The organism is Flavobacterium zhoui (assembly GCF_042787235.1).
Taxonomy (GTDB): Bacteria; Bacteroidota; Bacteroidia; order Flavobacteriales; family Flavobacteriaceae; genus Flavobacterium; species Flavobacterium zhoui.
In genome coordinates this window covers 446,147-469,355 of record NZ_JBHZPY010000001.1, presented here as the reverse complement: position 1 = coordinate 469,355, position 23,209 = coordinate 446,147, and the positions used below count along the sequence as shown (strand labels likewise).

22 protein-coding genes, 2 tRNA genes and 1 pseudogene are annotated in these 23,209 nt (G+C 35.2%); 17 read left to right on the top strand and 8 right to left on the bottom strand.

The window, feature by feature from the left end:
- Positions 1-12: 12 nt before the first annotated feature.
- Complete coding sequence (locus ACFX5F_RS02095) at positions 13-2,823, bottom strand: M16 family metallopeptidase (RefSeq protein WP_379849446.1); 2,811 nt, start codon at positions 2,821-2,823, stop codon at positions 13-15.
- A gap of 174 nt (positions 2,824-2,997) precedes the next feature.
- On the opposite strand from ACFX5F_RS02095, the gene ACFX5F_RS02090 reads away from it, so the two are divergent.
- The 3 genes from ACFX5F_RS02090 to pruA all read left to right on the top strand — a co-directional run bounded on the left by ACFX5F_RS02090 (position 2,998) and on the right by pruA (position 6,646).
- Complete coding sequence (locus ACFX5F_RS02090) at positions 2,998-4,257, top strand: type IX secretion system plug protein (RefSeq protein WP_379849444.1); 1,260 nt, start codon at positions 2,998-3,000, stop codon at positions 4,255-4,257.
- Positions 4,258-4,336: 79 nt separating this feature from the next.
- Positions 4,337-4,723, top strand: a complete 387-nt coding sequence (gene apaG, locus ACFX5F_RS02085) for a Co2+/Mg2+ efflux protein ApaG (RefSeq protein WP_379849442.1) — start codon at positions 4,337-4,339, stop codon at positions 4,721-4,723.
- 294 nt (positions 4,724-5,017) lie between these two features.
- A complete protein-coding gene (gene pruA, locus ACFX5F_RS02080) occupies positions 5,018-6,646 on the top strand; it encodes an L-glutamate gamma-semialdehyde dehydrogenase (protein WP_379849440.1) in 1,629 nt (542 codons plus the stop codon).
- Positions 6,647-6,792: 146 nt separating this feature from the next.
- Here the strand turns inward: pruA and rsmG are convergent, their stop codons facing one another.
- A complete protein-coding gene (gene rsmG, locus ACFX5F_RS02075; protein ID WP_379849438.1) occupies positions 6,793-7,422 on the bottom strand; it encodes a 16S rRNA (guanine(527)-N(7))-methyltransferase RsmG in 630 nt (209 codons plus the stop codon).
- A 104-nt stretch (positions 7,423-7,526) separates the two neighbouring features.
- On the opposite strand from rsmG, the gene ACFX5F_RS02070 reads away from it, so the two are divergent.
- The 12 genes and pseudogenes from ACFX5F_RS02070 to ACFX5F_RS02015 all read left to right on the top strand — a co-directional run bounded on the left by ACFX5F_RS02070 (position 7,527) and on the right by ACFX5F_RS02015 (position 15,378).
- On the top strand, positions 7,527-8,621 hold the full coding sequence (locus ACFX5F_RS02070) for a fatty acid desaturase family protein (RefSeq protein WP_379849436.1): 1,095 nt from the start codon (positions 7,527-7,529) through the stop codon (positions 8,619-8,621).
- Between the two features lie 46 nt (positions 8,622-8,667).
- Positions 8,668-9,870, top strand: a complete 1,203-nt coding sequence (locus ACFX5F_RS02065; RefSeq protein WP_379849434.1) for a pyridoxal phosphate-dependent aminotransferase — start codon at positions 8,668-8,670, stop codon at positions 9,868-9,870.
- A gap of 230 nt (positions 9,871-10,100) precedes the next feature.
- Positions 10,101-11,261: a formate-dependent phosphoribosylglycinamide formyltransferase gene (gene purT, locus ACFX5F_RS02060; RefSeq protein WP_379849432.1), complete on the top strand. Its 1,161-nt coding sequence runs from the start codon at positions 10,101-10,103 to the stop codon at positions 11,259-11,261.
- Positions 11,262-11,266: 5 nt separating this feature from the next.
- Positions 11,267-11,593: a DUF6370 family protein gene (locus ACFX5F_RS02055; protein ID WP_379849430.1), complete on the top strand. Its 327-nt coding sequence runs from the start codon at positions 11,267-11,269 to the stop codon at positions 11,591-11,593.
- A gap of 6 nt (positions 11,594-11,599) precedes the next feature.
- On the top strand, positions 11,600-12,175 hold the full coding sequence (locus ACFX5F_RS02050) for a Crp/Fnr family transcriptional regulator (RefSeq protein ID WP_379849428.1): 576 nt from the start codon (positions 11,600-11,602) through the stop codon (positions 12,173-12,175).
- Positions 12,176-12,300: 125 nt separating this feature from the next.
- Positions 12,301-13,017, top strand: coding sequence for a pirin family protein (locus tag ACFX5F_RS02045; protein ID WP_379849426.1), 717 nt, complete (start codon positions 12,301-12,303; stop codon positions 13,015-13,017).
- A 60-nt stretch (positions 13,018-13,077) separates the two neighbouring features.
- Complete coding sequence (locus ACFX5F_RS02040) at positions 13,078-13,218, top strand: hypothetical protein (RefSeq protein ID WP_379849424.1); 141 nt, start codon at positions 13,078-13,080, stop codon at positions 13,216-13,218.
- Positions 13,219-13,233: 15 nt separating this feature from the next.
- Positions 13,234-13,311 (top strand): annotated as a pseudogene (locus ACFX5F_RS02035) (GNAT family N-acetyltransferase); the annotation flags it as partial.
- A 2-nt stretch (positions 13,312-13,313) separates the two neighbouring features.
- On the top strand, positions 13,314-13,721 hold the full coding sequence (locus ACFX5F_RS02030) for an OsmC family protein (RefSeq protein ID WP_379849422.1): 408 nt from the start codon (positions 13,314-13,316) through the stop codon (positions 13,719-13,721).
- 6 nt (positions 13,722-13,727) lie between these two features.
- A complete protein-coding gene (locus tag ACFX5F_RS02025) occupies positions 13,728-13,937 on the top strand; it encodes a (4Fe-4S)-binding protein (RefSeq protein ID WP_379849781.1) in 210 nt (69 codons plus the stop codon).
- A 207-nt stretch (positions 13,938-14,144) separates the two neighbouring features.
- Positions 14,145-15,017, top strand: a complete 873-nt coding sequence (gene fabD, locus ACFX5F_RS02020; RefSeq protein WP_379849420.1) for an ACP S-malonyltransferase — start codon at positions 14,145-14,147, stop codon at positions 15,015-15,017.
- Positions 15,018-15,126: 109 nt separating this feature from the next.
- Positions 15,127-15,378, top strand: a complete 252-nt coding sequence (locus ACFX5F_RS02015; RefSeq protein WP_379849418.1) for a hypothetical protein — start codon at positions 15,127-15,129, stop codon at positions 15,376-15,378.
- Between the two features lie 34 nt (positions 15,379-15,412).
- Here the strand turns inward: ACFX5F_RS02015 and galE are convergent, their stop codons facing one another.
- A complete protein-coding gene (galE, locus tag ACFX5F_RS02010) occupies positions 15,413-16,426 on the bottom strand; it encodes a UDP-glucose 4-epimerase GalE (RefSeq protein ID WP_379849416.1) in 1,014 nt (337 codons plus the stop codon).
- Between the two features lie 6 nt (positions 16,427-16,432).
- The gene (locus ACFX5F_RS02005) at positions 16,433-17,563 is read right to left on the bottom strand and encodes a DegT/DnrJ/EryC1/StrS family aminotransferase (RefSeq protein ID WP_379849414.1); all 1,131 of its coding nucleotides are present in this window, start codon (positions 17,561-17,563) and stop codon (positions 16,433-16,435) included.
- Positions 17,564-17,739: 176 nt separating this feature from the next.
- On the opposite strand from ACFX5F_RS02005, the gene ACFX5F_RS02000 reads away from it, so the two are divergent.
- Both ACFX5F_RS02000 and ACFX5F_RS01995 read left to right on the top strand, forming a co-directional pair.
- Positions 17,740-18,984, top strand: a complete 1,245-nt coding sequence (locus tag ACFX5F_RS02000; protein ID WP_379849412.1) for a 3-deoxy-D-manno-octulosonic acid transferase — start codon at positions 17,740-17,742, stop codon at positions 18,982-18,984.
- Positions 18,985-19,263: 279 nt separating this feature from the next.
- A complete protein-coding gene (locus tag ACFX5F_RS01995; protein WP_379849410.1) occupies positions 19,264-19,509 on the top strand; it encodes a hypothetical protein in 246 nt (81 codons plus the stop codon).
- 162 nt (positions 19,510-19,671) lie between these two features.
- Here the strand turns inward: ACFX5F_RS01995 and ACFX5F_RS01990 are convergent, their stop codons facing one another.
- The 4 genes from ACFX5F_RS01990 to mutS all read right to left on the bottom strand — a co-directional run bounded on the left by ACFX5F_RS01990 (position 19,672) and on the right by mutS (position 23,091).
- The gene (locus ACFX5F_RS01990; RefSeq protein ID WP_379849408.1) at positions 19,672-20,019 is read right to left on the bottom strand and encodes a YegP family protein; all 348 of its coding nucleotides are present in this window, start codon (positions 20,017-20,019) and stop codon (positions 19,672-19,674) included.
- A gap of 144 nt (positions 20,020-20,163) precedes the next feature.
- Positions 20,164-20,249: transfer RNA gene (locus ACFX5F_RS01985), tRNA-Leu, on the bottom strand.
- Between the two features lie 11 nt (positions 20,250-20,260).
- A tRNA-Gly gene (locus ACFX5F_RS01980) sits at positions 20,261-20,336 on the bottom strand.
- A 148-nt stretch (positions 20,337-20,484) separates the two neighbouring features.
- Positions 20,485-23,091, bottom strand: a complete 2,607-nt coding sequence (gene mutS / locus ACFX5F_RS01975; RefSeq protein ID WP_379849406.1) for a DNA mismatch repair protein MutS — start codon at positions 23,089-23,091, stop codon at positions 20,485-20,487.
- Positions 23,092-23,209: the final 118 nt, after the last annotated feature.

Below are 23,209 nucleotides of genomic sequence, written 5' to 3'. Positions count from 1 at the left end.
TAATAAAGGTCATTAGCTTTTCTCAGGCATCAACATTCCAATTACTTTATCTTTTGTCAGATATTTTTTGGCAACATTCTGAATGTCTTTTGCCGTTATTTCACTGATTTTTTCTTCCGTTTGAAGAAGCTCAGCTGGATTCGTTCCATTTACAAATGACTTCGTAAAATTGCTTAACCAATATCTGTTGTCTTTGATATTCTTTTTGTAGTCAAGTAATTCCGCTTCTTTAAATTTAACAACATCTTTTGCTTCAGGTCCGTTGTCAATTATTTTTTGCAATTCTTTTAATGCAGAAGCAGTTAATTTCTCCGTATTTTCTGGTCCACATGGGAAACCTATACTAAAATTATATGAACCATTTGGCACTTTATTCATACTTCCTCTTGCGCTGATTCCGTAAACTCCACTTTCATTTTCTCTTAACTCTTCGATCAATTTTATAGTCAAAACCTCTCCTAAAGCTTCCATCGTTGCAGCTTCTTTATCAGAATAAACAGCGTCACCATAGTACATGATTGTTACAGAACTTTTTGGATCTGTTCCTTTATTTACTACTTTTTTCAAATCACCTTTAAGCATTCTGTAGCCTAAATCGGTCACTTTATCTTTTTTATCTGTAGAAGGCAAAGAAGCTAAATATTTAGTAGCATATGACTCCATAGTTTTGTCATCTACATTTCCAACGAAGTAAAATTCAAAATCTCCAGCATTTGCAAAACGCTCTTTGTATTTGTTGTATGCCAAAGTATAATCCGTTTCTCCCCAAGTTTTTTCATTTGGAATCAAACCATTAAATCTTGGATTTTCCTTGTTCAAATAACCGTAAAATTCTTGTTGAAAAAAGAATCCTGGTTGTGATGCCATATTTTTGAAAAAAGCAGATTGTTTTTGCTTGTATCCTTCAAAAGCAGTTGCATCTAAATTTAAATCTGTAAAATAAGCATGAGTCATTTGGAACAAATACTCTAAATCCTTAGGAGTAGTTTTCCCTCTCAAACCTTCAGTTGTATTTCCGATATAAGGATTTACACTGGCGATTTTACCTGTCATAAATTTATTGATATCATTCAATTTCAAACCGGAGAAACCAGCTTCCGTTAAAGCTCCGTTGGCAAACTGAACTTTTTTCATCACCTCATTAGAATACAAATTGCTTCCACCTAAACTTACCGCTTCAAAAAGAATCTCATCATTTTTAAAGTCGGTATTTTTATAAGTAACTTTAGCTCCGTTAGAAAGAAACAACGTTTTTGTACCCATAATATCATTACTTTCTCTTTTAATGATAGTTCCTGAAACAATGTCTGCTCTCAAAAGGCCCTTTGCCACAGCTACATCTTCATAAGGTTTAATTTGGTCAACATTCACTTGTAATGCATTCAAAACGTCTTGCTCTAAAGGTTTTTTAAGACCTGCTTTTTCTGGTCCAGTTAGAACAATAACGCGGTTATCATCTTTGATGTATTCTTTTATAAAACCATTTACATCTTTCAACTCAATTGTAGGCAAAATTTGTTTCATTGTAGCAAATGTCCATTCAATTCCTGGAGTCGGTTCCTTTTCTAAGAAATTAGCTTGGTATTCACCAACAAAACTTTCTGAATTAGTTTTATTTCTATCATTATATGATTTTTCGATAGTAGCTAAAAATTCAGCTTTTGATCGATCTAATTCTCCTTGCGTAAAACCAAATTTCTTAGCTCTTTCATTCTCAGTAACCAAAACCTTCAAAGCATCTAATTGCTTATCTTCTTGGGACATTGCTACTGACTGATACGCTTTTTTGTTTCTGGCCCAAGTCGCACCATGATAGGAATATCCATAGGTAAACGGCGGTGTGGCTGAATTAGCCAACTCACCCAACCTTGAATTCAACATGGTGGTAAATAATCCTTCAACTACATAATCTTTAAAATCTTTAATGGTAACAACGGATTTTGGCATACCATAATCCTTATACACCAATTGCACTTGTGCGCTTGTTGCTTCTTTATCACTTTCAATTGCTACGAAAGTTTCTTTGTGATTTGGCACCTCAAAAATTTTTCTTGGTTTTTCATTTTTAGGATTTTGATAGTTCGAAAAGTGAGCAACAACTTTTTTCTCCATTTCAGCTACATCAATGTCTCCAACAACGATAACACTCATTAAATCCGGGCGATACCAATCTTTATAGAAACTTACAAGTTTCTCATATTTAAAATTTTGCAAAATTTCTTTTTTACCAATTGGCAAACGATCTGCATAGTGAGATTTGTACATCATTTTTGGCAAATAACGACCCATCATTCTTTTTTGAGCACCTAAACCCAAACGGTATTCTTCAAGTACAACCCCTCTTTCTTTATCAATTTCTTCTGGAGTCAAGTTGGCATTAAAAGCCCAATCTTCAATGATATTAAAACCATTCTCTAATTTTTCCGGACTATCTGAAGGTATTGGAAGAAAATAAACTGTTTCGTCAAAACTCGTGTAAGCATTCAAATGTTGCCCGAATTTCACACCAATACTTTGTAGATAATCAACCAATTTGTTTTTTGGAAAACGTTTCGTTCCATTAAAACTCATGTGCTCCATAAAGTGAGCCAGTCCTTGCTGATCATCATTCTCAAGGATAGAACCTGCATTGATAACAAGTCTCAAATCGACTTTGTTCTCTGGTTTGGCATTTTTCTTGATGTAATAAGTAAGTCCATTTTTAAGTTTTCCTGTTTTAACACTGGAATCAAAAGGAATGGCTTTTGAATAATCAATTTCCTGTGCAAAAATCACAGCTGGAAATAGCAATAGCCCGAAAGCTAACTTACTAAGGTGTTTCATAATGTTTGGTTTATTTTTAGTCAAATCTAAAAAGATAAATTTAATTTCCACGCAATTATTACGAAATATTTAACAGAAATTACGCACAAATATATTTTAGCTTTTAACATAAAAACAACGCTGATTAAAATGAATTCTAATTACTATATTTACATTGTCCAAGCAATACAAAAGATGACAAAAATCTTTCCCAAAATATTTTCGCTATTCCTGCTGTTTTTCTATTATTGTGCTTTTTCACAAGCAGAAAATGAAGTAGCACCACCGTATAATATTAAAACCATTTCTTTTTCTCAAAACAACCAAAATGTAATCCCGATACTAAAATTAGGAGAAGGATTTCAACTGCAATTTGATGACTTATTTGGCAACGAGGCAAACTACTATTACGAAATCACGCATTGTGACTACAATTGGACAGCTTCGGAAATACCAAAAAGTGAGTACTTAAAAGGTTTTGACAATCAAAGAATTTCAGATTACACGAATTCTTTCAATACCTTGCAAATTTATTCGCACTACAGACTGTCAATTCCAAATCAATTTACACAATTACTTATAAGCGGAAATTACATTCTAAAAATTTTAAATGAAGATAAAGAAGTCGTTTTTTCCAGAAAATTCATTCTCTATGAAGATTTAGCTACCGTGCCTATTCAAGTAAAAAGAGCACGCACCGTCAGTAATTTAAATTTCAAACACAACTTAGAATTTACAATAAAATCGAATACCCTTACATTTCAAAACCCATTAAAAAATGTAAAAGTGATGTTGATGCAAAATGGACAATTCAATAATGCTATTAAAAACATTTCTCCCCAATATACCATCGGGAATGATTTAGTTTATAAATATGATACTCAAACCCAATTTTGGGCAGGAAATGAGTTTTTATATTTTGAAAATAAAGATATCAGAGCCGCAAATAACAATGTCGCTAGAGTAAATGCAGATAATGAAATCTACAGTTCGTATTTATATACCAATAATGCCCGAGCTAATTTCCCATATTCGGTAACAGAAGACATCAACGGGAATTTTGTAGTTAAGAACATCAATGCGCAGAATAACGAAATTGAAGCTGATTATGCCTGGGTATATTTTAGTCTTTCGGTACCGACTTTCAGAATTAATAAAGACATTTACATCACCGGAATGTTCAATAATTACAATTTGATCCCCGAATATAAAATGGATTACAATCCTAAAAAAGGAATCTATGAAAAAGCCCTATTGATCAAACAAGGATTCACAAATTTCCAATATACCGTTGCTGACAGCAAAGCAATTATTGACCATGAAAATACAATTGACGGAAATTTCTATCAAACAGAGAATGAATATTCCGTAATCGTTTATTACCGCGAAAACAAGGATCGCTATGATAGAGTAATTGGGAAAGGAATTGCCAACTCATTAAATATTATCAACTAAAAAAAATTCTAAAAATAGGGAAACGAAATCAATTTTTTGTAAATTTGTCAGTATTAAGCACCTAAATTATCTATTTAGTATGGTTTCTCAAATAACAAGAGGCATAAAAATATCAGTATTGACTAGTTTTGAAGGTACCTACTTCAAAAACTATAAGCTTCACTTTGCCTTTAGTTATGAAATAACAATTGAGAACCACAGTAAAGACTCTGTTCAATTAATTTCTCGTCATTGGGAAATTTTTGACTCCCTAAATGACATAGAAATCGTAGATGGCGAAGGAATAATTGGTAAAAAACCTGTTTTAAAACCAGGCGAATTTCATACGTACAGCTCTGGTTGTTTATTATCGTCTCCTTATGGCGCAATGAAAGGCTATTTTAACATGATCAATTTTACTTCCACAAAAAAATTCAAAGTAATAGTTCCTACTTTTAGATTGTGTGCGCCTTTTGCCTTGAATTAGCATTTATCTTCATTTTTTAAGTAGCTCATCCAGCTCTTAATTTCAAGTTTTTGTATCCTCCTTTATTTTTTTCTAAGTTAAATAAGGAGCTTCTAAAGTCGCTCTTATTTCACAAGAAAAAATATAACGAGACTACAAAAAGCTTTCCATTTCTATCTGGGCTAAAACGCTACGATCTAAACGCATCACTTTTAGTTTACAGCAAAAAATGACTTTTTTTCGAACAATCCTTCGTACTTTTGTGCATTATTTAAAAACACACTACAAGATTTCTAATTTTATAATTTTACAAATATGTTAAAAGGATTTTTTCATGTACCAAAAGCGGTAAACGAACCAGTAAAAGGATACGCACCAAATTCACCAGAAAAAGCTGCCGTTCAGGCAGCTTACACAAAAATGTGGAATTCTAAAATCGATGTGCCATTATATATTGGAAGCGAAGAAATTAGAACTGGAAATACAAAAAACATGACCGCTCCTCACGATCACAAACACGTGGTAGGAACCTATCATTTAGCCGAAAAAGCACATGTTGAGCAAGCAATTGCAAACGCATTAGAAGCTAAAACAGCATGGGCAAATATGGCTTGGGAACAAAGAGCAGCTATCTTCCTGAAAGCGGCTGAACTTATTGCAGGTCCTTATAGAGCAAGAATAAATGCCGCAACAATGATTGCGCAATCAAAAAACATACATCAAGCAGAGATTGATGCTTCTTGTGAATTTATTGACTTTTTACGTTTCAACGTAGAATTCATGACGCAAATTTACGGTGATCAGCCTAGTTCAAATTCAGATATGTGGAACCGCTTAGAATACAGACCTCTTGAAGGTTTTGTATATGCGATTACTCCATTCAACTTTACTGCTATTGCCGGAAATCTTCCCGCAAGTGCTGCAATGATGGGTAATGTTGTGATCTGGAAACCAAGCGACAGCCAAGTTTTCTCTGCACAAATCATTATTGAAGTATTTAAAGAAGCTGGTGTTCCTGATGGCGTTATAAACGTTGTTTTTGGAGATGCTTTGATGATTACTGACACTGTTTTGGCCAGTCGTGATTTCGCAGGAATTCACTTTACAGGTTCAACTCATGTGTTCAAAGATATTTGGGCAAAAATTGGGACTAATATTCACCATTACAAAACATATCCTAGAATTGTTGGAGAAACTGGAGGGAAAGATTTCATCATCGCGCATCCAAGTTCGAATCCAAAACAAGTGGCGACAGGAATTGTTCGCGGTGCTTTTGAATTTCAAGGTCAAAAATGTTCTGCCGCTTCAAGATCGTATGTTCCTAGAAGTTTGTGGCCAGCGATAAAAGAACAACTAATCACCGATACAAAATCCATGAAAATGGGTTCTCCTGAAGATTTCGGTAACTTTATTACTGCGGTAATTCACGAAGGTTCATTCGACAAATTAGCTGGTTTTATTGACCAAGCCAAAAAAGATGCGGATGCTGAAATTATAGTTGGAGGAAATTATGATAAATCTGTGGGGTATTTTATTGAACCAACTATTATTGTTACGACAAATGCTCATTACTCAACAATGGAAACCGAATTGTTTGGACCTGTAATGACGATTTTCGTTTACGAAGACGACAAATGGGAAGAAACTTTAGAGTTAGTTGATACGACTTCAGAATATGCTTTGACAGGTGCGGTTTTCAGTCAAGACCGTTATGCTATTGAGCAAGCAACTACCAAATTGCAAAATGCTGCCGGTAACTTCTATATCAACGACAAGCCAACAGGAGCCGTTGTAGGAATGCAGCCTTTTGGTGGCGCAAGAGCATCAGGAACGAATGACAAGGCAGGTTCAGCATTGAACTTATTGCGTTGGGCTTCGCCAAGAACGATTAAAGAAACTTTTATTACTCCAGAAGATTACAGATACGCATTTTTAGGAGAGTAAATCAGTCCTAAAGTTTGAAAGTCGTAAGTCTTAAAGAACTTTAACAAATACATAAAAAGCCGAATCTAAATTTTAGATTCGGCTTTCTTTTTACATTTTTTCATAAACACTTCTGTCTTTCGACCTTATGACTTTCGACCTTATGACTATGATTGAAACTTCAACGGTACATGCACCACTTTCTTAGTTTCAAAAAACTCATCTTCGAAAAAGTCAGCTAAATTGTATTCTGTAGCTTTTGGAAAATCCTTCAATTCTTCGGTTAAATCGCCTCCTTTTAGATAGAGAATTCCGTTTTTTAATTCGTGTTTGTTTTGTTTTTTAATTTTGGTTTTCACCCAAGAAACAAAATCTGGCATATTAGTAACGGCGCGACTCACGATAAAATCGAAATCACCTTTCACTAATTCAGCACGTAATTGTTCTGCTTTTACGTTTTTCAGTTCCAATGCTTCGGCAACAGCTTGAACCACCTTGATTTTTTTGGCAATAATATCAATCAGAAAAAAACGCGTTTCAGGAAAAAGAATAGCCAAAGGAATACCGGGAAATCCGCCGCCGGTTCCCACATCCAGAACATAAGTTCCCGGTTCAAATTTTATGATTTTGGCAATTCCCAAAGAATGTAATATATGTTTGGTATATAAAGCATCAATATCTTTTCTGGAAATAACATTTATTTTTTCGTTCCAATCGTGGTATAGAAAATCCAATTTTTGAAACTGATCTTTCTGAATATCAGTCAAATTAGGAAAATACTTAAGAATCTCGTCCATGTTCTAATTTTTTAACAAAAGTAATACTTTAGAGTTAAAATATTTATCCCAATTTTGCATATCCAAAAATTTATAATAATTACCTTTGAACTTTATTAAATCATATGATCAAAACGGCACCTACATTTGCAAAGCAAGACAATCTAAAATTTTTTAGAACGCTTAACTCGCGGGTAAACAATTACTTCAAAGAAAACAATATCCAAAAAACTGGGAATTGGAGCCTTTATTTGAAAACCGTAATTTTGATTACCGTTTTTCTTGCGCCTTATTTTTTAATTCTAACACTCGGCATGCCATTTTGGGCACACCTTCTTTTAACGATTGTTATGGGAATTGGAATGGCCGGAGTAGGAATGAATGTTATGCATGATGGAAATCACGGTTCGTACTCCAATAAAAATTGGGTAAACAAATTCATGGGAGGAACGATCTATGTTCTTGCTGGAAATGTTTACAACTGGCAAGTACAACACAACGTCTTGCATCATACCTATACCAACATTCCCGGTCATGATGAAGATTTAGATGCTGGACGTGTAATTCGTTTTACAAAAGATGCAAAATGGTATAATTTTCACCGTTTTCAACAATATTATTCCGTTTTTTTATATGGATTACTAACTTTCAATTGGGCCATAACGACTGATTTTAAACAAATGAGAAGTTATCTAAAAAGAAAATTATCATACGGAGAAGCCAAGAACCCAAAAATACTTTGGACTACTTTAATAATCACAAAAGTAATTTACGTTTCTATTTGGATTGTATTGCCTATTATTTTAGGAATCACTTGGTGGAAAGTACTTATAGGTTTTTTTGTAATGCATTATACGGCAGGATTAATTCTAAGTGTTGTTTTCCAATTGGCACACGTTGTGGATGAAACCACTAATCCGTCTCCAAATGAATTAGGCGAAATGGATAATACTTGGGCCATTCATCAATTGTTTACCACAACCAATTTTGCTCCAAAAAATAAAATTGTAAACTGGTATACCGGAGGATTAAACCACCAAATAGAGCACCATATCTTTCCAAATATCAGTCATGTTCATTACGGCAAAATTGCAAAAATCGTAAAAGAAACTGCTCAGGAATGCAACTTGCCTTATTACGAATATAAAACAATGCGAGGTGCTGTGATCGCTCATTTCAAACATTTGAAAGAATTGGGAATGAAACCAGAACTTACATAATCGCAACACGTATCAACACAATATTAAACTACAACCACCAATAAAAATGAATCCACTTTCAGACAGAATTAATAACCTAGCTACATCACAAACATTAGCAATGGCAGCTTTGGCCAGAGAACTAAAAGCGCAGGGAAAAGATATTATCAGCTTAAGTTTAGGCGAGCCTGATTTCAATACACCAGACTTCATTAAAGAAGCGGCTAAGAAAGCGATTGACGAAAATTACAGCACCTATTCTCCTGTGGAAGGATATGCTGATTTAAAAGAAGCAATCTGTAGAAAATTTAAAAGAGACAATAATTTAGAATATAAACCGTCTCAAATTGTAGTTTCAACAGGAGCAAAACAATCTTTATATAACATTGCACAAGTAATGTTGAATGACGGTGATGAAGTAATTTTACCTGCGCCTTACTGGGTTTCTTATTTCGAAATCGTAAAATTATCAGGTGGAGTTCCTGTAGAAGTTCCAACTTCTGTAGATACTGATTTTAAAATCACACCAGAACAATTAGAAGCGGCAATCACTCCAAAAACAAAAATGATGTGGTTCAGTTCTCCTTGTAATCCAAGCGGATCGGTTTATAACAGAGAAGAATTAACAGCTTTGGCTAAAGTATTGGAGAAATATCCTAACGTTTATGTTGTTGCTGATGAAATCTACGAGCACATCAATTTCTCAGGAACTTTTTGTAGCATCGCTTCAATCCCGGGAATGCTAGAAAGAACGATTACCGTAAATGGTGTCGCAAAAGCGTTCGCCATGACAGGATGGAGAATTGGATATATTGGAGCTCCTGAATTCATTGCTAAAGCGTGTACAAAAATTCAAGGACAAGTAACAAGTGGTGCTAACAGTATTGCGCAGCGTGCGACTATTACTGCTTTAGATGCTGATCCAAGTGTTTTAAAATATATGGTTGACGCTTTCCATAGCCGTAGAGATTTAGTGGTTGGATTATTGAAAGACATTCCAGGCGTAAAAATTAACGTTCCAGAAGGCGCTTTTTATGTATTCCCAGACGTTTCGTCTTTCTTCGGAAAAACATTAAAAGGAACTTTCATTAAAGATGCAAATGATTTTTCTATGTACCTTTTAGGCCAAGCGAATGTAGCAACCGTAACTGGTGACGCATTTGGAAACCCTGATTGCATCCGTTTTTCTTACGCAACCAGCGAAGAATTGCTAATTGAAGCCTTACGCCGAATCAAAGAAGCGGTTTCGCTTACCGAAGTTCCTGCATAATATAAAGTTCGTTTAAAATTTAAAATAGTTTAAGGTTTAAAGTTTCATCGCTTTATACTTTAAACTTTTTTTTGGGGCATGCCCCGCTGAAAAAGCGGGTCGGGCTATCCGTTGCAATCTTTTTTATTACCTTCGCTATCGCTACGGGAATACAAAGGATTTCCACTACTATCCCTCATGCAGTACGGACAGCTCGCGAGCTGTCCCTAGCTATACCTAACACAATAAATATGAAAATACTACTTCTCGGCTCAGGCGAATTAGGAAAAGAATTTACAATCTCCGCCCAACGCATCGGACAAACCGTAATTGCGGTTGACAGCTACGAAAATGCTCCCGCTATGCAAGTCGCCCATGATTTTGAAGTCATCAATATGCTGGATGGAGAAGCCTTAGATCGAATTGTCGCCAAACACAAACCTGACTTCATTGTTCCAGAAATTGAAGCCATCCGTACCGAGCGTTTCTACGATTACGAGAAACAAGGAATCACCGTGGTTCCATCGGCAAAAGCGGCAAACTTTACCATGAACAGAAAAGCAATCCGGGATTTAGCTTCCCAAGAATTAGGGTTAAAAACTGCCAATTATCGCTACGCCACAACTGCCGAGGAATTACAAAAAGGTGTTGACGCTGTTGGGATGCCGTGCGTAGTAAAGCCCCTAATGTCTTCTTCTGGAAAAGGACAATCGACCATAAAAACCGAAGCTGATATCGAAAAAGCATGGAAGTATGCCGTTGAAGGTTCGCGTGGCGATGTGGTGGAAGTTATCGTAGAAGCATTTGTAAAATTTAATTCGGAGATCACTTTATTAACAGTGGTACAAAATAATAATCCAACTTTATTTTGCGCGCCAATAGGTCACCGTCAAGAACGAGGTGATTATCAAGAAAGTTGGCAACCTGCCAGAATTTCCGACAAGGATTTATACGAAGCGCAAGATATGTCCGAAAAAGTAACCGAAGCTTTAGGCGGCGCAGGACTTTTTGGAGTGGAATTTTTCTTGGCTGATGACGGCGTTTATTTCTCGGAATTATCTCCAAGACCTCATGATACTGGCATGGTAACTTTGGCAGGAACACAAAATTTTAATGAATTCGAATTGCATTTAAGAGCTATTTTAAGTCTGCCTATTTTCGAAATTACTCTTGAAAAAGCAGGGGCTAGTGCCGTAATTTTAGCTTCGGAAAATTCAACAAACCCAACGTACTCCGGCATCGAAAAAATTGCAGCTTTACCAAAAACTGATTTCAGGATTTTTGGTAAACCAACCTCAAGACCGTATCGAAGAATGGGCGTAGCACTAATCAATGACACTTTAAAAACGCCGATTGAGGAAATTGTTGAACGTGCCAAAAAAGCAGCTATCTTAGTGAAAGTAAATTCTTAAAAAAAATGAAAAATATAATAGCAATACTATTTGTGTTTTTAGCCGTCTCAGCTAATGCTCAAGATAAAAAAGAAAAGTCAAAAACCCAAATTGTAGATGCCGCTTGCGGACAATGTCAATTTGGAATGGAAGGACACGGTTGCGAGTTAGCTGTTCGTATTGATGGGAAAAGTTATTTTGTAGACGGAACTTCTATCGATTCTCATGGTGATGCACATGCTAGCGATGGTTTTTGCGCTGCCATTAGAAAAGCAGCAGTTGTTGGTGAAATAAAAAACAACCGTTTTGTAGTTTCAGAATTTAAATTACTTCCTGAGGAAAAGAAAAAATAACTAAAGTTGTCTTTAATTCTTCAAAATATTACCAAGCATGTAACTCTTACTCCTGAAGAAGAGCAACTTTTTTTGTCTAAAATTGAAACACATTATTTTAAAGCCAAAAGTCTTTTACTGAATTCAGGACAAGTTTGCAAACATTCTTATTTTGTGAACTCTGGAATCTTGAGAAGTTTCAATATTAATGATAACATTGTAGAGCATGTTTTAAATTTTGCTTGCGAAGGCTGGTGGATTGGTGATATGTACAGCTTAATTTCGCAAAAACCAGGTGCTCTTTTTATCGAAGTTTTAGAAGATGCCGAAGTCGTTCTGCTTTCAAAAGAAAATCAAGAACAACTTTATATAGAAATTCCAAAACTAGAACGCTTTTTTCGAATTCTAACTGAAAATTCATTGGTGGCAAACCAAGAACGATTGATGGATAATTTGAGTTTATCCGCAGAAGAGCGCTTTGAGAAATTTTGCAAAAAATATCCGAGTCTCATTCAAAAAGTACCACAAAAACATATTGCCTCTTATATTGGCGTCACACCTGAATTCTTTAGTAAGATGAAGTCGAGACTGTTGAGAAAGTAGTAATCAGTGTTCAGTAGCAGTTTACAGTCTTACTAACTGAAAACTATTTCTTAATCTACATTAAGAGCCTTTTTCTCGCTATGATTGTAAATTTGTATTATAATAATTACTACATTTATTTCATCATGGAAAATACAATCATACACAAAGCAAATACACGTGGTCATGCTGATCATGGCTGGTTGAATGCTTACCACAGTTTTAGTTTCGCAAGTTGGTACAACCCAGAAAGAGTGCAGTTTGGAACACTTCGTGTTTTAAATGACGACACTGTTGCAGCTGGAATGGGTTTTGGAACGCATCCACACGATAATATGGAAATTATTACCATTCCTCTTGAAGGGGATTTAGCACACAAAGACAGTATGGGAAATACTGAAACCATTAAAAGTGGCGACATTCAAGTTATGAGCGCCGGAACTGGGGTGAAACATAGTGAATTCAATCCAAATGCCGATCAAAGAACTAAATTATTGCAAATTTGGGTCTATCCCAACCAACAAAACGTAGAACCACGTTACCAACAAATTACTTTAAATCCTGAGGATCGAAAAAATAAGTTGCAACAAATTCTTTCTCCCAATGCTGATGATTCAGGCGTTTGGATTCATCAGGATGCTTGGTTTCATTTGGGTAAATTTGACAAAGATGTTTCAGCAACTTACAATTTTAAAAAAGAAGGAAATGGCGTTTATGTCTTTATCCTCTCCGGAACTATAATGATTAACGGACACGAATTAGAAACTCGAGATGGTTTTGGAATTTGGAATACCAATTCTTTGGACATTAAAGCGGCCTCAGATTCCGAGTTTTTATTGATGGAAATTCCGATGCAGCATTAATTTTTTTTTATGAGTGAAATCCTAGAATTAGAATACAACGAAAAAAAAGGATTCTTCTAAATGGCTGTAAATGAGAAAATAAAAGCCAAAATAATATTTGTTTTTACTGGTAAAGATAAAATCATCATTGACCATACAGAAGTAAATCTAGGTAAAAACGGGAAAGGATTTGGAAAGAAAATCGTGGGAAAAGTAGTCTAATTTGCTCGAGAAAAAGGCATTTCAATTCTTCCTTTATGTCCTTTTTCGAAAAGTGTTTTTGATAAAAACCCCGAATTTAGCGACGTTTTATAATTATGAAAAAATTATTAGAAAAAGATATTAGCGGCCATATTGGGACACAAAAATACTTGTGTACCATTTCTTGGCGAAACGGTCAGCTTATTATGGATGAGCCGGAAAGTATAGATGGAAATGATCTGGGCCCAGATCCCTACTCCACTCTTCTTGCCTCTTTAGCAGGCTGTACTTTATCAACTTTACGCATGTATATTGACCGAAAAGGATGGTTAATCCCCGAAATTAATATTACATTGAATGCAACACAAGAAACAGGTAATGAAATGACTACTATAATTTCCAGAAACATTTCTTTTCCGACTGAAATTACTCCAGAACAAAAAGAACGACTGTTCATGATTGCTGAAAAATGTCCTGTTTCCAGAATTTTAAAAGGAACAATAACGATTAACACCACCTTGTAACTACGGATTGGGAAAACATTAAAAAAGAATAAAGTCACCGCGGTACGGCAAGCTGGTAAATGCGTTCACTCGGGCAACTGTGTCCGCAAGCATCCCGCTGTATTTGAACCCAAAGAAAAACCGTGGATTAAAATTGAAAGTTCTTCGACGGAGAAAATTATTGATACGGTAAAGAAATGTCCTTCGGGAGCGTTAACGTATTACAAGAACAAATAACAAATCTTAATTTGAAAGGAAAGCGTTGTGTAAATACAACTCTTTTCTTGTTTCTTGAAATCCTACAGTTTCTTTTTAGCCCTGATGGAAGCGAAAATCCTCGCTGAGATTGCAGCGTACAGCAGGAGCAATATTGATAAGAACAACAATTGTTGCTGCTCCTAAAAAAAATACTATTTTTGTCCAGACAAATTTAAACCAACAACAATGAAAGCATACGTATTTCCAGGTCAAGGCGCACAATTCACCGGAATGGGCAAAGACTTATATGAGAACTCCCCATTAGCAAAGGAATTATTCGAAAAAGCGAACGAAATATTAGGTTTCCGCATCACAGATATCATGTTTGAAGGTACAGCCGAGGAATTGAAAGAGACCAAAGTTACGCAACCAGCGGTTTTCTTACATTCAATTATTTTGGCTAAAACTTTGCAAGATTTCAAACCAGAAATGGTGGCGGGACATTCATTGGGCGAATTTTCAGCATTGGTAGCAAATGGCACTTTATCCTTTGAAGACGGACTGCAATTGGTTTCCCAACGCGCTTTGGCGATGCAAAAAGCCTGCGAAATAAAACCTTCGACTATGGCTGCCGTCTTAGGATTAGCGGACAACATCGTAGAAGAAGTTTGCGCTTCGATTGACGGAATCGTAGTCGCTGCAAATTATAACTGCCCAGGACAATTAGTAATTTCAGGAGAAACAATTGCAGTAGAAAAAGCCTGTGAAGCGATGAAAGCCGCTGGAGCAAAACGTGCTTTATTATTACCTGTTGGAGGTGCTTTTCATTCTCCAATGATGGAACCGGCAAGAGAAGAACTGGCCGCTGCGATTGAAGCAACGACTTTCTCTACTCCTATTTGCCCCGTTTATCAAAACGTAACGGCAAGCGCAGTTTCAGATCCTAATGAGATCAAGAAAAACCTAATCATACAATTGACAGCTCCAGTAAAATGGACACAATCCGTACAACAAATGATTGCTGATGGTGCTACTTTGTTTACCGAAGTGGGTCCTGGAAAAGTATTAGCCGGATTGATTGGAAAAATTGACAGAGAAGCGGTGACGGCGAACGCTTAATAACAAAATTGATAAATAATTAATCTTCATATCCAACCGTTTATGGGGATTTTTTTTATCTTTATAATAGGAGTTTATCTCAAATTATTAATTTATCAAAATAAAAAAAATGAAAAAAGCACTTTTAGGATTAGCACTTATCGCAACTTTAATGACTTCTTGTAAAAAAGAAACAAAAGACGAAGTAAAAGAGGCCACTGAAGCAGTTGGGAATGAAATGGGAGAAGCAATGGATACAGCTGCTGTAAAAGTTGATGCTGCAGTTGATTCTACTAAGGTTAAAGCTGGAGAAACTCTTGAAAAAGGAGCTAAAAAAATAGATGAAGCCGCTGAAAAATTGAAAGAAGCAGGAAAAAAATAATTCCAAAAAAAAAGCTGTCAATGACAGCTTTTTTTTATTTTCTAATTTTTTGTTCCCATTTCCAAGCACTTGTCAAAGCTTGTTCCAAGGTAGATTTTGCTTTCCAGCCTAGAACAGTGTTTGCTTTATCAGTATTGGCGTAAGCCGAGGTAATATCACCTTCTCTACGATCTACTATTTTATATGGTAACTTTTTACCACTTACTTTTTCGAAAGTATGAATGACTTCTAACACAGAACTTCCTGTGCCTGTCCCCAAATTAAAGGTTTCCACTTTAGCTATGTTCTTTTTGTTTAATAGCCGTTGCAAAGCAATTACATGTGCTTTTGCCAAATCAACTACGTGTATATAATCGCGTACAGCTGTGCCATCTGGAGTAGGATAATCATCCCCATATACAGATAATTCAGTACGCAATCCTAAACCGGTTTGTGTAATAAAAGGCACTAAATTTTGTGGTACGCCAATAGGCAATTCTCCAATTTCAGCAGATGGATGTGCTCCAATAGGATTAAAATAGCGCAATAGAATGGCATTAATATTAGATACCTTAGCAACATCAGTGATGATTTCTTCTCCTATTTGCTTTGTGTTACCATAAGGCGACATTGCTGTTTGAATTGATGCATCCTCAGTAATTGGCATTTTTTCGGCTTGACCATAAACGGTACAAGAGGAGCTGAAAATAAAACTAGCTTCATTTTTTTTCTCTAATTCCTGCAAAACATATACCAACGCATTGATGTTGTTTTCATAATACAACAAAGGATTTTCAACACTTTCCCCTACTGCTTTTGAAGCTGCAAAATGGATTACCCCAGAAATATCATTATGTCTTTTGAAAAAATCCTGCACTTTATCTTTATCACGTAAATCTAATTTTTCGAATGCTGGAATTTTTCCGGTAATCACCTCAATTCCGTCTAATACACTCAAAGAAGTATTAGAAAGATTATCTACAACTAGCACCTCAAAACCTTCATTTTGTAATTCAACTACGGTATGGGATCCTATAAAACCTAAACCTCCTGTTACTAGTACTTTCATATTTTATTAATTCAAAAATTCTAAAACACTATCCGTGATAAATTTAATTTGTTCGTTATCCAGTTCTGTATGCATTGGCAACGAAATTACTTCTTTGACCAACCGATTTGTCACAGGAAAATCTTCTTCTTTGTATCTTGTGTTTAAATATGCTTTTTGCGAATGTAAAGGAATTGGGTAATAAATGGCACAAGGAATGCCTTTATCCAGCAAATGTTGCATTAATCCATCTCTATCGGCATCAATGATTCTCAATGTATATTGATGAAAAACATGGCAGTCACAAATGTCACATATACTTGGCGCTACAATATTTTTATGGCCTTCAAAAGCTGCGGAATATTTTCTCGCTGAATCTTGTCTTGCTTTACTATATTGATCCAATAATGGTAATTTTGCGTTTAAAACTGCCGCTTGAATACTATCCAGCCGAGAGTTAACTCCTACCACATCATGATGATAGCGTTCGTACATTCCGTGATTCACAATTCCGCGAAGTTTGTGAGCCAAAGCATCGTCATTTGTAAAAATCGCTCCACCATCACCGTAACAACCTAAATTTTTAGACGGAAAAAAGGAGGTAGATCCTACATGTCCTATTGTTCCAGCTTTCTTTTTTGTTCCATCAGAAAACTTACAATTGGCTCCAATAGCTTGTGCGTTATCTTCTATAACATATAGATTGTGTGCGGTCGCCAAAGCCATTATCGCTTCCATATTAGCCGCGCGTCCAAATAAATGCACAGGAACAATCGCTTTTGTTTTTGGTGTAATAGCGCGTTTTATTCCTTCGATTGAAATATTCATATTATACATATCGACATCAACCAAAACCGGCGTAAGTTGCAACAAAGCAATCACCTCAACAGTTGCGGCAAAGGTAAAATCAGCAGTAATAACCTCATCTCCTGGCTTTAAATCCAATCCCATCATAGCGATTTGCAACGCATCAGTTCCGTTTGCACATGGAATGACATGTTTTACATCTAAATAGTTTTCTAAAGATTTTTGGAACTGATGAACTTGAGGTCCATTAATATAAGTATTGGTATCTAAAACTTCTTGAATAGCCGTATTTACAGTATCTTTTATTTTATCATATTGACTTTTTAAGTCAACCATTTGAATTTTTTTCATTGAGATTTTGTTTAAAATTTATCCTTCAGCTGACCTAAGGACGATGCTAATTTATGGTTTGAAGTTACTAAACGCCATAAAACCTTTTATAAAACGAGAACAAAAATAGTTATTTAATGACTTATTACAATGAAAATTATTTAAAGTGATGTAATTTAGCACACAAATTTTTAACGATGCTTTTCCTTTATAATTTATTTGTGGTTTTCGCTTCACAAGCCTTAAAACTAGTCGCTGTTTTCAGTCCAAAAATTAAACTTTTTGTGGAAGGTCGCAAAGTTGTTTTTCCAACTTTGGAACAAAAAATAAAACCTTCGGACAGAACGATTTGGTTTCATGCTGCTTCTTTAGGCGAATACGAACAAGGACTGCCTGTAATCGAAAAAATTAAAGCGAAATTTCCTTCCCATAAAATTGTAGTTACTTTTTTTTCGCCTTCAGGCTATGAAGTACGCAAAAACAATACGGTTGCAGACGTCACGGTTTATTTACCGCTGGACACCAAAGGGAATGCGAAAGAGTTTTTAACTTTAGTGCATCCTGAACTCGTTTTCTTTATTAAATACGAATATTGGTTAAATTATTTAAGCGAACTAAAGGATCTAAAAACGCCAACTTATCTGATTTCAGGTATTTTTCGGGAAAATCAAATGTTCTTTAAATGGTACGGCGGGTTTTATAGAAAAGCACTGGATACTTTTACTTATTTTTTTGTGCAAAACGAGAATTCAAAAAAACTATTAAGACAATTGGGCAAAGCTAATGTTGCTGTTTCAGGAGATACGCGTTTTGACCGAGTTACAGCAATTTTAGAAAAAGACAATTCTTTGGATTTTATTTCTGAGTTCAAAAACAATACACTTACCATCGTAGTAGGAAGCTCATGGCCAAAAGACGAAAGTTTATTAGTTGATTTTATCAATGCCAATAAATACAATGCCAAATTTATAATTGCACCACACAACATTAAAGCAGAACAAATTGAACATCTAAAAAACAGCATCACAAGAAAAACAGTTTTATTCAGCGAAAGGGTCGATAAAAATCTAGCTGATTATGATGTTTTTATAATTGATACTATTGGTATTTTGACGAAAATTTACAGTTATGCTGACATTGCTTATGTGGGTGGAGGTTTTGGAAATCCTGGTGTACATAATATCCTGGAACCCGCTACTTATGGCGTTCCAATAGTGATTGGTCCAAACTACTCTCATTTTACGGAGGCGATTGCTTTAGTAAACCTTGAAGGCTGTATTTCTATTTCCAATAAAAAGGAACTGGAAACCAATTTAATGAACTTAATCCTTATCAAGGTTGAAAGAGACGAAAAAGGTCATATATGTGAAACATTTGTGCAAATGAATAAAGGTGCTACCAATATTATAATGAAAACTATTTCGAATTTTGAATTGCTCTAATTTTCTAAAAAAAAAATCAGGACGCAAATCAGTCACTGCTATTTAGGCATGATAGCGCATTCCTTGTCATTGGATTATAAAAAAAGCCCCACAAAGTTTCTTTTATTAATTTAACGGTCCATATTTCATAAAATTAGCGCTCTGGCATAATAGTTGTTGTAAATGAGAATGTTGGCGAAAAATATTATTTTTTAAAAAAAAAATAAAAAAATATTTTACATATTAAAAAATTTATATCTTTGCCACGAATTAATAATTAACCTTTTATAATAAAGTAAGATGAAAAAAGTATTTTTAAGTTTAGCTGTTGTTGCTGTTTTAACTGTTGTATCATGTAAAAAAGCTGACGCTTCTGCTGAAGACGCTGCTGCTGTAGTTGATTCTGCTGCTGTTGTTGTTGACTCTGCTGCTGCTGTAGTTGATTCTGCTGCTGTTGTTGTTGACTCTGCTGCTGCAACTGCTACTGACGCTGCTGCAACTGCTACTAAAGCTGCTGCTACTGCAACTGAAGCTGCAAAAAAATAATTAGAATTCAATTCTAAAAATTTTAAAGCCATCCGCGTAAGCGAGATGGCTTTTTTAATTATTTGTACTGACGCTTTTAGAGCGTATATGGATATAAAAAGAGAGCAACGGGTAATTACCCATTGCTCTCTTTTTTATTAACGTACTGCTTCGTAATAATTCTTAATCTTCAAAAACAAAATCATTTGCCGAAAAATCTAAAATTTCAGCTATTGAACCATATTTAACAATTTCATCTATTCCTTTTTGAAGCCTCAAAGAAGTAGTGTATTTTCTGCTGGTAGCAAGATGAGATCCTTTGAGTATTAATTTAAAATAATACTTTCCGTTGGAAGACTTAAACTTTAAAAAATCTGCTGATTCGATATTCTCTTTTAACTTTTCAATATCTTCCTCACACTCAAATTTAAGTTCATAACTTAAACTAGTAAAAATGATCTTTCCCTTTCGGGAAGTAAAAACAAATTTATACTCGTCATTAAATCTTTTACTAATTACAAATGCCCCCATAGTTTAGTTTATCTTGAATAAATTGAAATTACTGCAGACGCTAAAAGAGCTATACTTTTAAGCACTTGCAATTAAAATTGTAAAATCTAAATGGATTTATTATAAAATAAAAAAAGCTCCAAACATAGTTTGAAGCTTTTTTAGTACTCAGAGCGGGACTTGAACCCGCACGAACATTGCTGTTCACTGGATTTTAAGTCCAGCGTGTCTACCAATTTCACCATCCGAGCATTATGTGGTGTGGAGCGAAAAACGGGGCTCGAACCCGCGACCTCGACCTTGGCAAGGTCGCGCTCTACCAACTGAGCTATTTTCGCATTTTCAATTCTTAAAAAGAACCGCGATACTTGTTCCGTATTGCGGATGCAAATTTAGGACATTTATTGAATTACACAAGTCTTTTTTATAAAAAATTCACAGATTAAAGTTAACATTCTGATAACGTAAACTTTAAAACCCAATAAATTATTTTCTGGTTAACATTCTTTTGATTTCATTGAGTTTCATCAAAGCTTCCATTGGAGTTATGGTATTTATATCCAAATTTAAGATCTCTTCTTTGATTTCTTCTAATAAAGGGTCATCAAGATTAAAGAAACTCATTTGCATTTCATCTTTCGCCTCTTTAATTCCGTTTAGAGCATCGCTTGAATGGTTCTTCTCCAGTTTTTTTAATAACTTTTGAGCCTTTAGAATCACTATCTGTGGCATTCCTGCCATTTTTGCCACATGTATTCCAAAACTATGTGCGCTACCTCCCTTTACCAACTTTCGAATAAAAAGCACAGTATCTTTTAATTCTTTCACCGAAACATTATAATTCTGGATCCTAGGTAATGACTCACTCATTTCATTCAACTCATGGTAATGCGTGGCGAACAATGTCTTAGGCTTTGACGGATGTTCGTGCAAAAACTCCGCAATCGCCCAAGCGATAGAAATCCCATCGTACGTGCTCGTTCCTCTCCCAATTTCGTCTAACAATACCAAACTTCTGTCGGAAATATTATTTAAGATGGAAGCCGTTTCGTTCATTTCAACCATAAAAGTAGATTCCCCCATTGAAATATTGTCACTTGCCCCTACTCTGGTGAATATTTTGTCGATAATCCCCATTCTTACGCTATCAGCAGGAACAAAACTTCCCATTTGAGCTAGTAAGACAATCAGAGCTGTTTGACGCAAAATAGCCGACTTACCAGACATATTCGGTCCCGTAATCATAATCAATTGTTGCGTCTCTTTGTCTAAGAAAACATCATTGGCAATATAAGGCATCCCAACTGGCAATTGCTTTTCGATAACAGGATGCCTTCCGTTTTTTATTTCGAGTTCGAATGTTTCGTCTAGTTCCGGACAAACATATTTATTTTCAATCGCTAATTGCGTAAAAGAACACAAACAATCCAGTTGCGCGACCAAATTAGCATTCATTTGAACCGGTTTTATGTAAGTTGCAATCCAACTTACTAATTGCTCAAACAAATCCACCTCAATTTTGTAAATTTTCTCTTCGGCACCCAGAATCTTGGTTTCATATTCTTTTAATTCCTCCGTAATGTAACGTTCTGCATTAACCAACGTTTGTTTACGAATCCATTCAGACGGAACTTTGTCTTTATGTAAATTTCTGACTTCAATATAATATCCAAAAACATTGTTAAAGGAAATCTTCAAAGAAGAAATTCCCGTTAATTGTGATTCTCGCTTTTCAATTCCTTCTAAAAATTCTTTTCCAGAAGTTGAAATCGCTCTCAAATCATCTAACTCGGCACTTATTCCTTTTGCAATGGCATTCCCTTTAGAAACAGCTACAGGAGCATCTTGATTTAAAGTGTTTTTTATTTTTTCACGAAGTAAATCACAGCTGTGCAAACTGTCCCCAATCACTTTTACTGCTTCCTGCGGACTTTGCAATGCCAAAGTCTTTATTGGAATAATAGCATCCAAGGATTCTTTCAAATAAACTACTTCGCGAGGTGAGACTTTCCCAGTAGCAATTTTGGAAATCAAACGCTCCAAATCAGAAATCTGCTTGATTTGATGTTGGATGTTTTTTAAAACGTCCTGATTTTCTTTTAAATAAGAAACCACTTCATGACGACTTCGAATTTTATTACTGTCTTTCAACGGCAGGGCCAGCCATCGTTTTAATAAACGACCACCCATTGGCGAAAGCGTTTTATCAATAACATCGAGAAGTGTAACCGCATTTGGATTATAACTGTGATACAACTCAAGATTGCGTATCGTAAATCGGTCCATCCAAACATAAGCATCTTCGGCAATACGTTGAATGGCAGTGATATGCTGCACTCTGTTGTGTTGTGTTTCGGACAAATAATATAAAATTGCACCCGAAGCAATAATTCCTTCTTTTAATTCTTCGATTCCAAAACCTTTTAGCGATACAGTTTGAAAATGTTTGGTTAGGACTTCAAAAGCATAATCCTCTTTGTAAATCCAATCTTCCAGATAAAAACTGTGATAATCCTCCCCAAAAATCTCCCTAAAATCATTTTTATTGTTTTTAGGAATTAGTACTTCGCTGGGATTAAAATTCTGCAGTAGCTTGTCAATATATTCTGCATTTCCCTGAGCTGTAAGAAACTCCCCGGTAGAAACGTCTAAAAACGAAATTCCAATTGATTTATTTGCAAAATATATGGATGCCAAAAAATTATTTGTTTTAGACTGTAAAACCTCGTCATTCATCGAAACACCTGGTGTCACCAGTTCAGTAACGCCGCGTTTTACAATGGTTTTAGTCATTTTTGGATCTTCAAGTTGATCACAAATAGCCACTCTAAGACCTGCTTTTACTAATTTTGGTAAATACGTATTGATAGAATGGTGCGGAAATCCTGCCAAGGCCGTTTCTGTTTCAGAACCTGCGCCACGTTTTGTCAAGGTTATACCAAGAATCTTAGATGCACGAACCGCATCTTCACCAAAAGTTTCATAAAAATCTCCTACTCGAAACAATAAACACGCATCAGGATATTTCCTTTTGATCTCGTTATATTGCTTCATTAATGGCGTTTCCTTAACCGTTTTATCTTTAGATGCCAAGTTATTTTATATTTAAAAAATGAAAAAAAAATGATCAGCGAATTTATATATTTTAAAACGAATTATAGTGGACTACAAAAAAAATTAATATTTTTAAGGAAAAATTAAGCCATTGGCA

Excerpts from the sequence above, each read along its gene's own strand:
- ACFX5F_RS02095 (WP_379849446.1), bottom strand. The coding sequence starts at position 2,823 with ATGAAACACCTTAGTAAGTTAGCTTTCGGGCTATTGCTATTTCCAGCT.
- ACFX5F_RS02090 (WP_379849444.1), top strand. The coding sequence starts at position 2,998 with ATGACAAAAATCTTTCCCAAAATATTTTCGCTATTCCTGCTGTTTTTC.
- apaG (WP_379849442.1), top strand. The coding sequence starts at position 4,337 with ATGGTTTCTCAAATAACAAGAGGCATAAAAATATCAGTATTGACTAGT.
- pruA (WP_379849440.1), top strand. The coding sequence starts at position 5,018 with ATGTTAAAAGGATTTTTTCATGTACCAAAAGCGGTAAACGAACCAGTA.
- rsmG (WP_379849438.1), bottom strand. The coding sequence starts at position 7,422 with ATGGACGAGATTCTTAAGTATTTTCCTAATTTGACTGATATTCAGAAA.
- ACFX5F_RS02070 (WP_379849436.1), top strand. The coding sequence starts at position 7,527 with ATGATCAAAACGGCACCTACATTTGCAAAGCAAGACAATCTAAAATTT.
- ACFX5F_RS02065 (WP_379849434.1), top strand. The coding sequence starts at position 8,668 with ATGAATCCACTTTCAGACAGAATTAATAACCTAGCTACATCACAAACA.
- purT (WP_379849432.1), top strand. The coding sequence starts at position 10,101 with ATGAAAATACTACTTCTCGGCTCAGGCGAATTAGGAAAAGAATTTACA.
- ACFX5F_RS02055 (WP_379849430.1), top strand. The coding sequence starts at position 11,267 with ATGAAAAATATAATAGCAATACTATTTGTGTTTTTAGCCGTCTCAGCT.
- ACFX5F_RS02045 (WP_379849426.1), top strand. The coding sequence starts at position 12,301 with ATGGAAAATACAATCATACACAAAGCAAATACACGTGGTCATGCTGAT.
- ACFX5F_RS02040 (WP_379849424.1), top strand. The coding sequence starts at position 13,078 with ATGGCTGTAAATGAGAAAATAAAAGCCAAAATAATATTTGTTTTTACT.
- ACFX5F_RS02030 (WP_379849422.1), top strand. The coding sequence starts at position 13,314 with ATGAAAAAATTATTAGAAAAAGATATTAGCGGCCATATTGGGACACAA.
- fabD (WP_379849420.1), top strand. The coding sequence starts at position 14,145 with ATGAAAGCATACGTATTTCCAGGTCAAGGCGCACAATTCACCGGAATG.
- ACFX5F_RS02015 (WP_379849418.1), top strand. The coding sequence starts at position 15,127 with ATGAAAAAAGCACTTTTAGGATTAGCACTTATCGCAACTTTAATGACT.
- galE (WP_379849416.1), bottom strand. The coding sequence starts at position 16,426 with ATGAAAGTACTAGTAACAGGAGGTTTAGGTTTTATAGGATCCCATACC.
- ACFX5F_RS02005 (WP_379849414.1), bottom strand. The coding sequence starts at position 17,563 with ATGAAAAAAATTCAAATGGTTGACTTAAAAAGTCAATATGATAAAATA.
- ACFX5F_RS02000 (WP_379849412.1), top strand. The coding sequence starts at position 17,740 with ATGCTTTTCCTTTATAATTTATTTGTGGTTTTCGCTTCACAAGCCTTA.
- ACFX5F_RS01995 (WP_379849410.1), top strand. The coding sequence starts at position 19,264 with ATGAAAAAAGTATTTTTAAGTTTAGCTGTTGTTGCTGTTTTAACTGTT.
- ACFX5F_RS01990 (WP_379849408.1), bottom strand. The coding sequence starts at position 20,019 with ATGGGGGCATTTGTAATTAGTAAAAGATTTAATGACGAGTATAAATTT.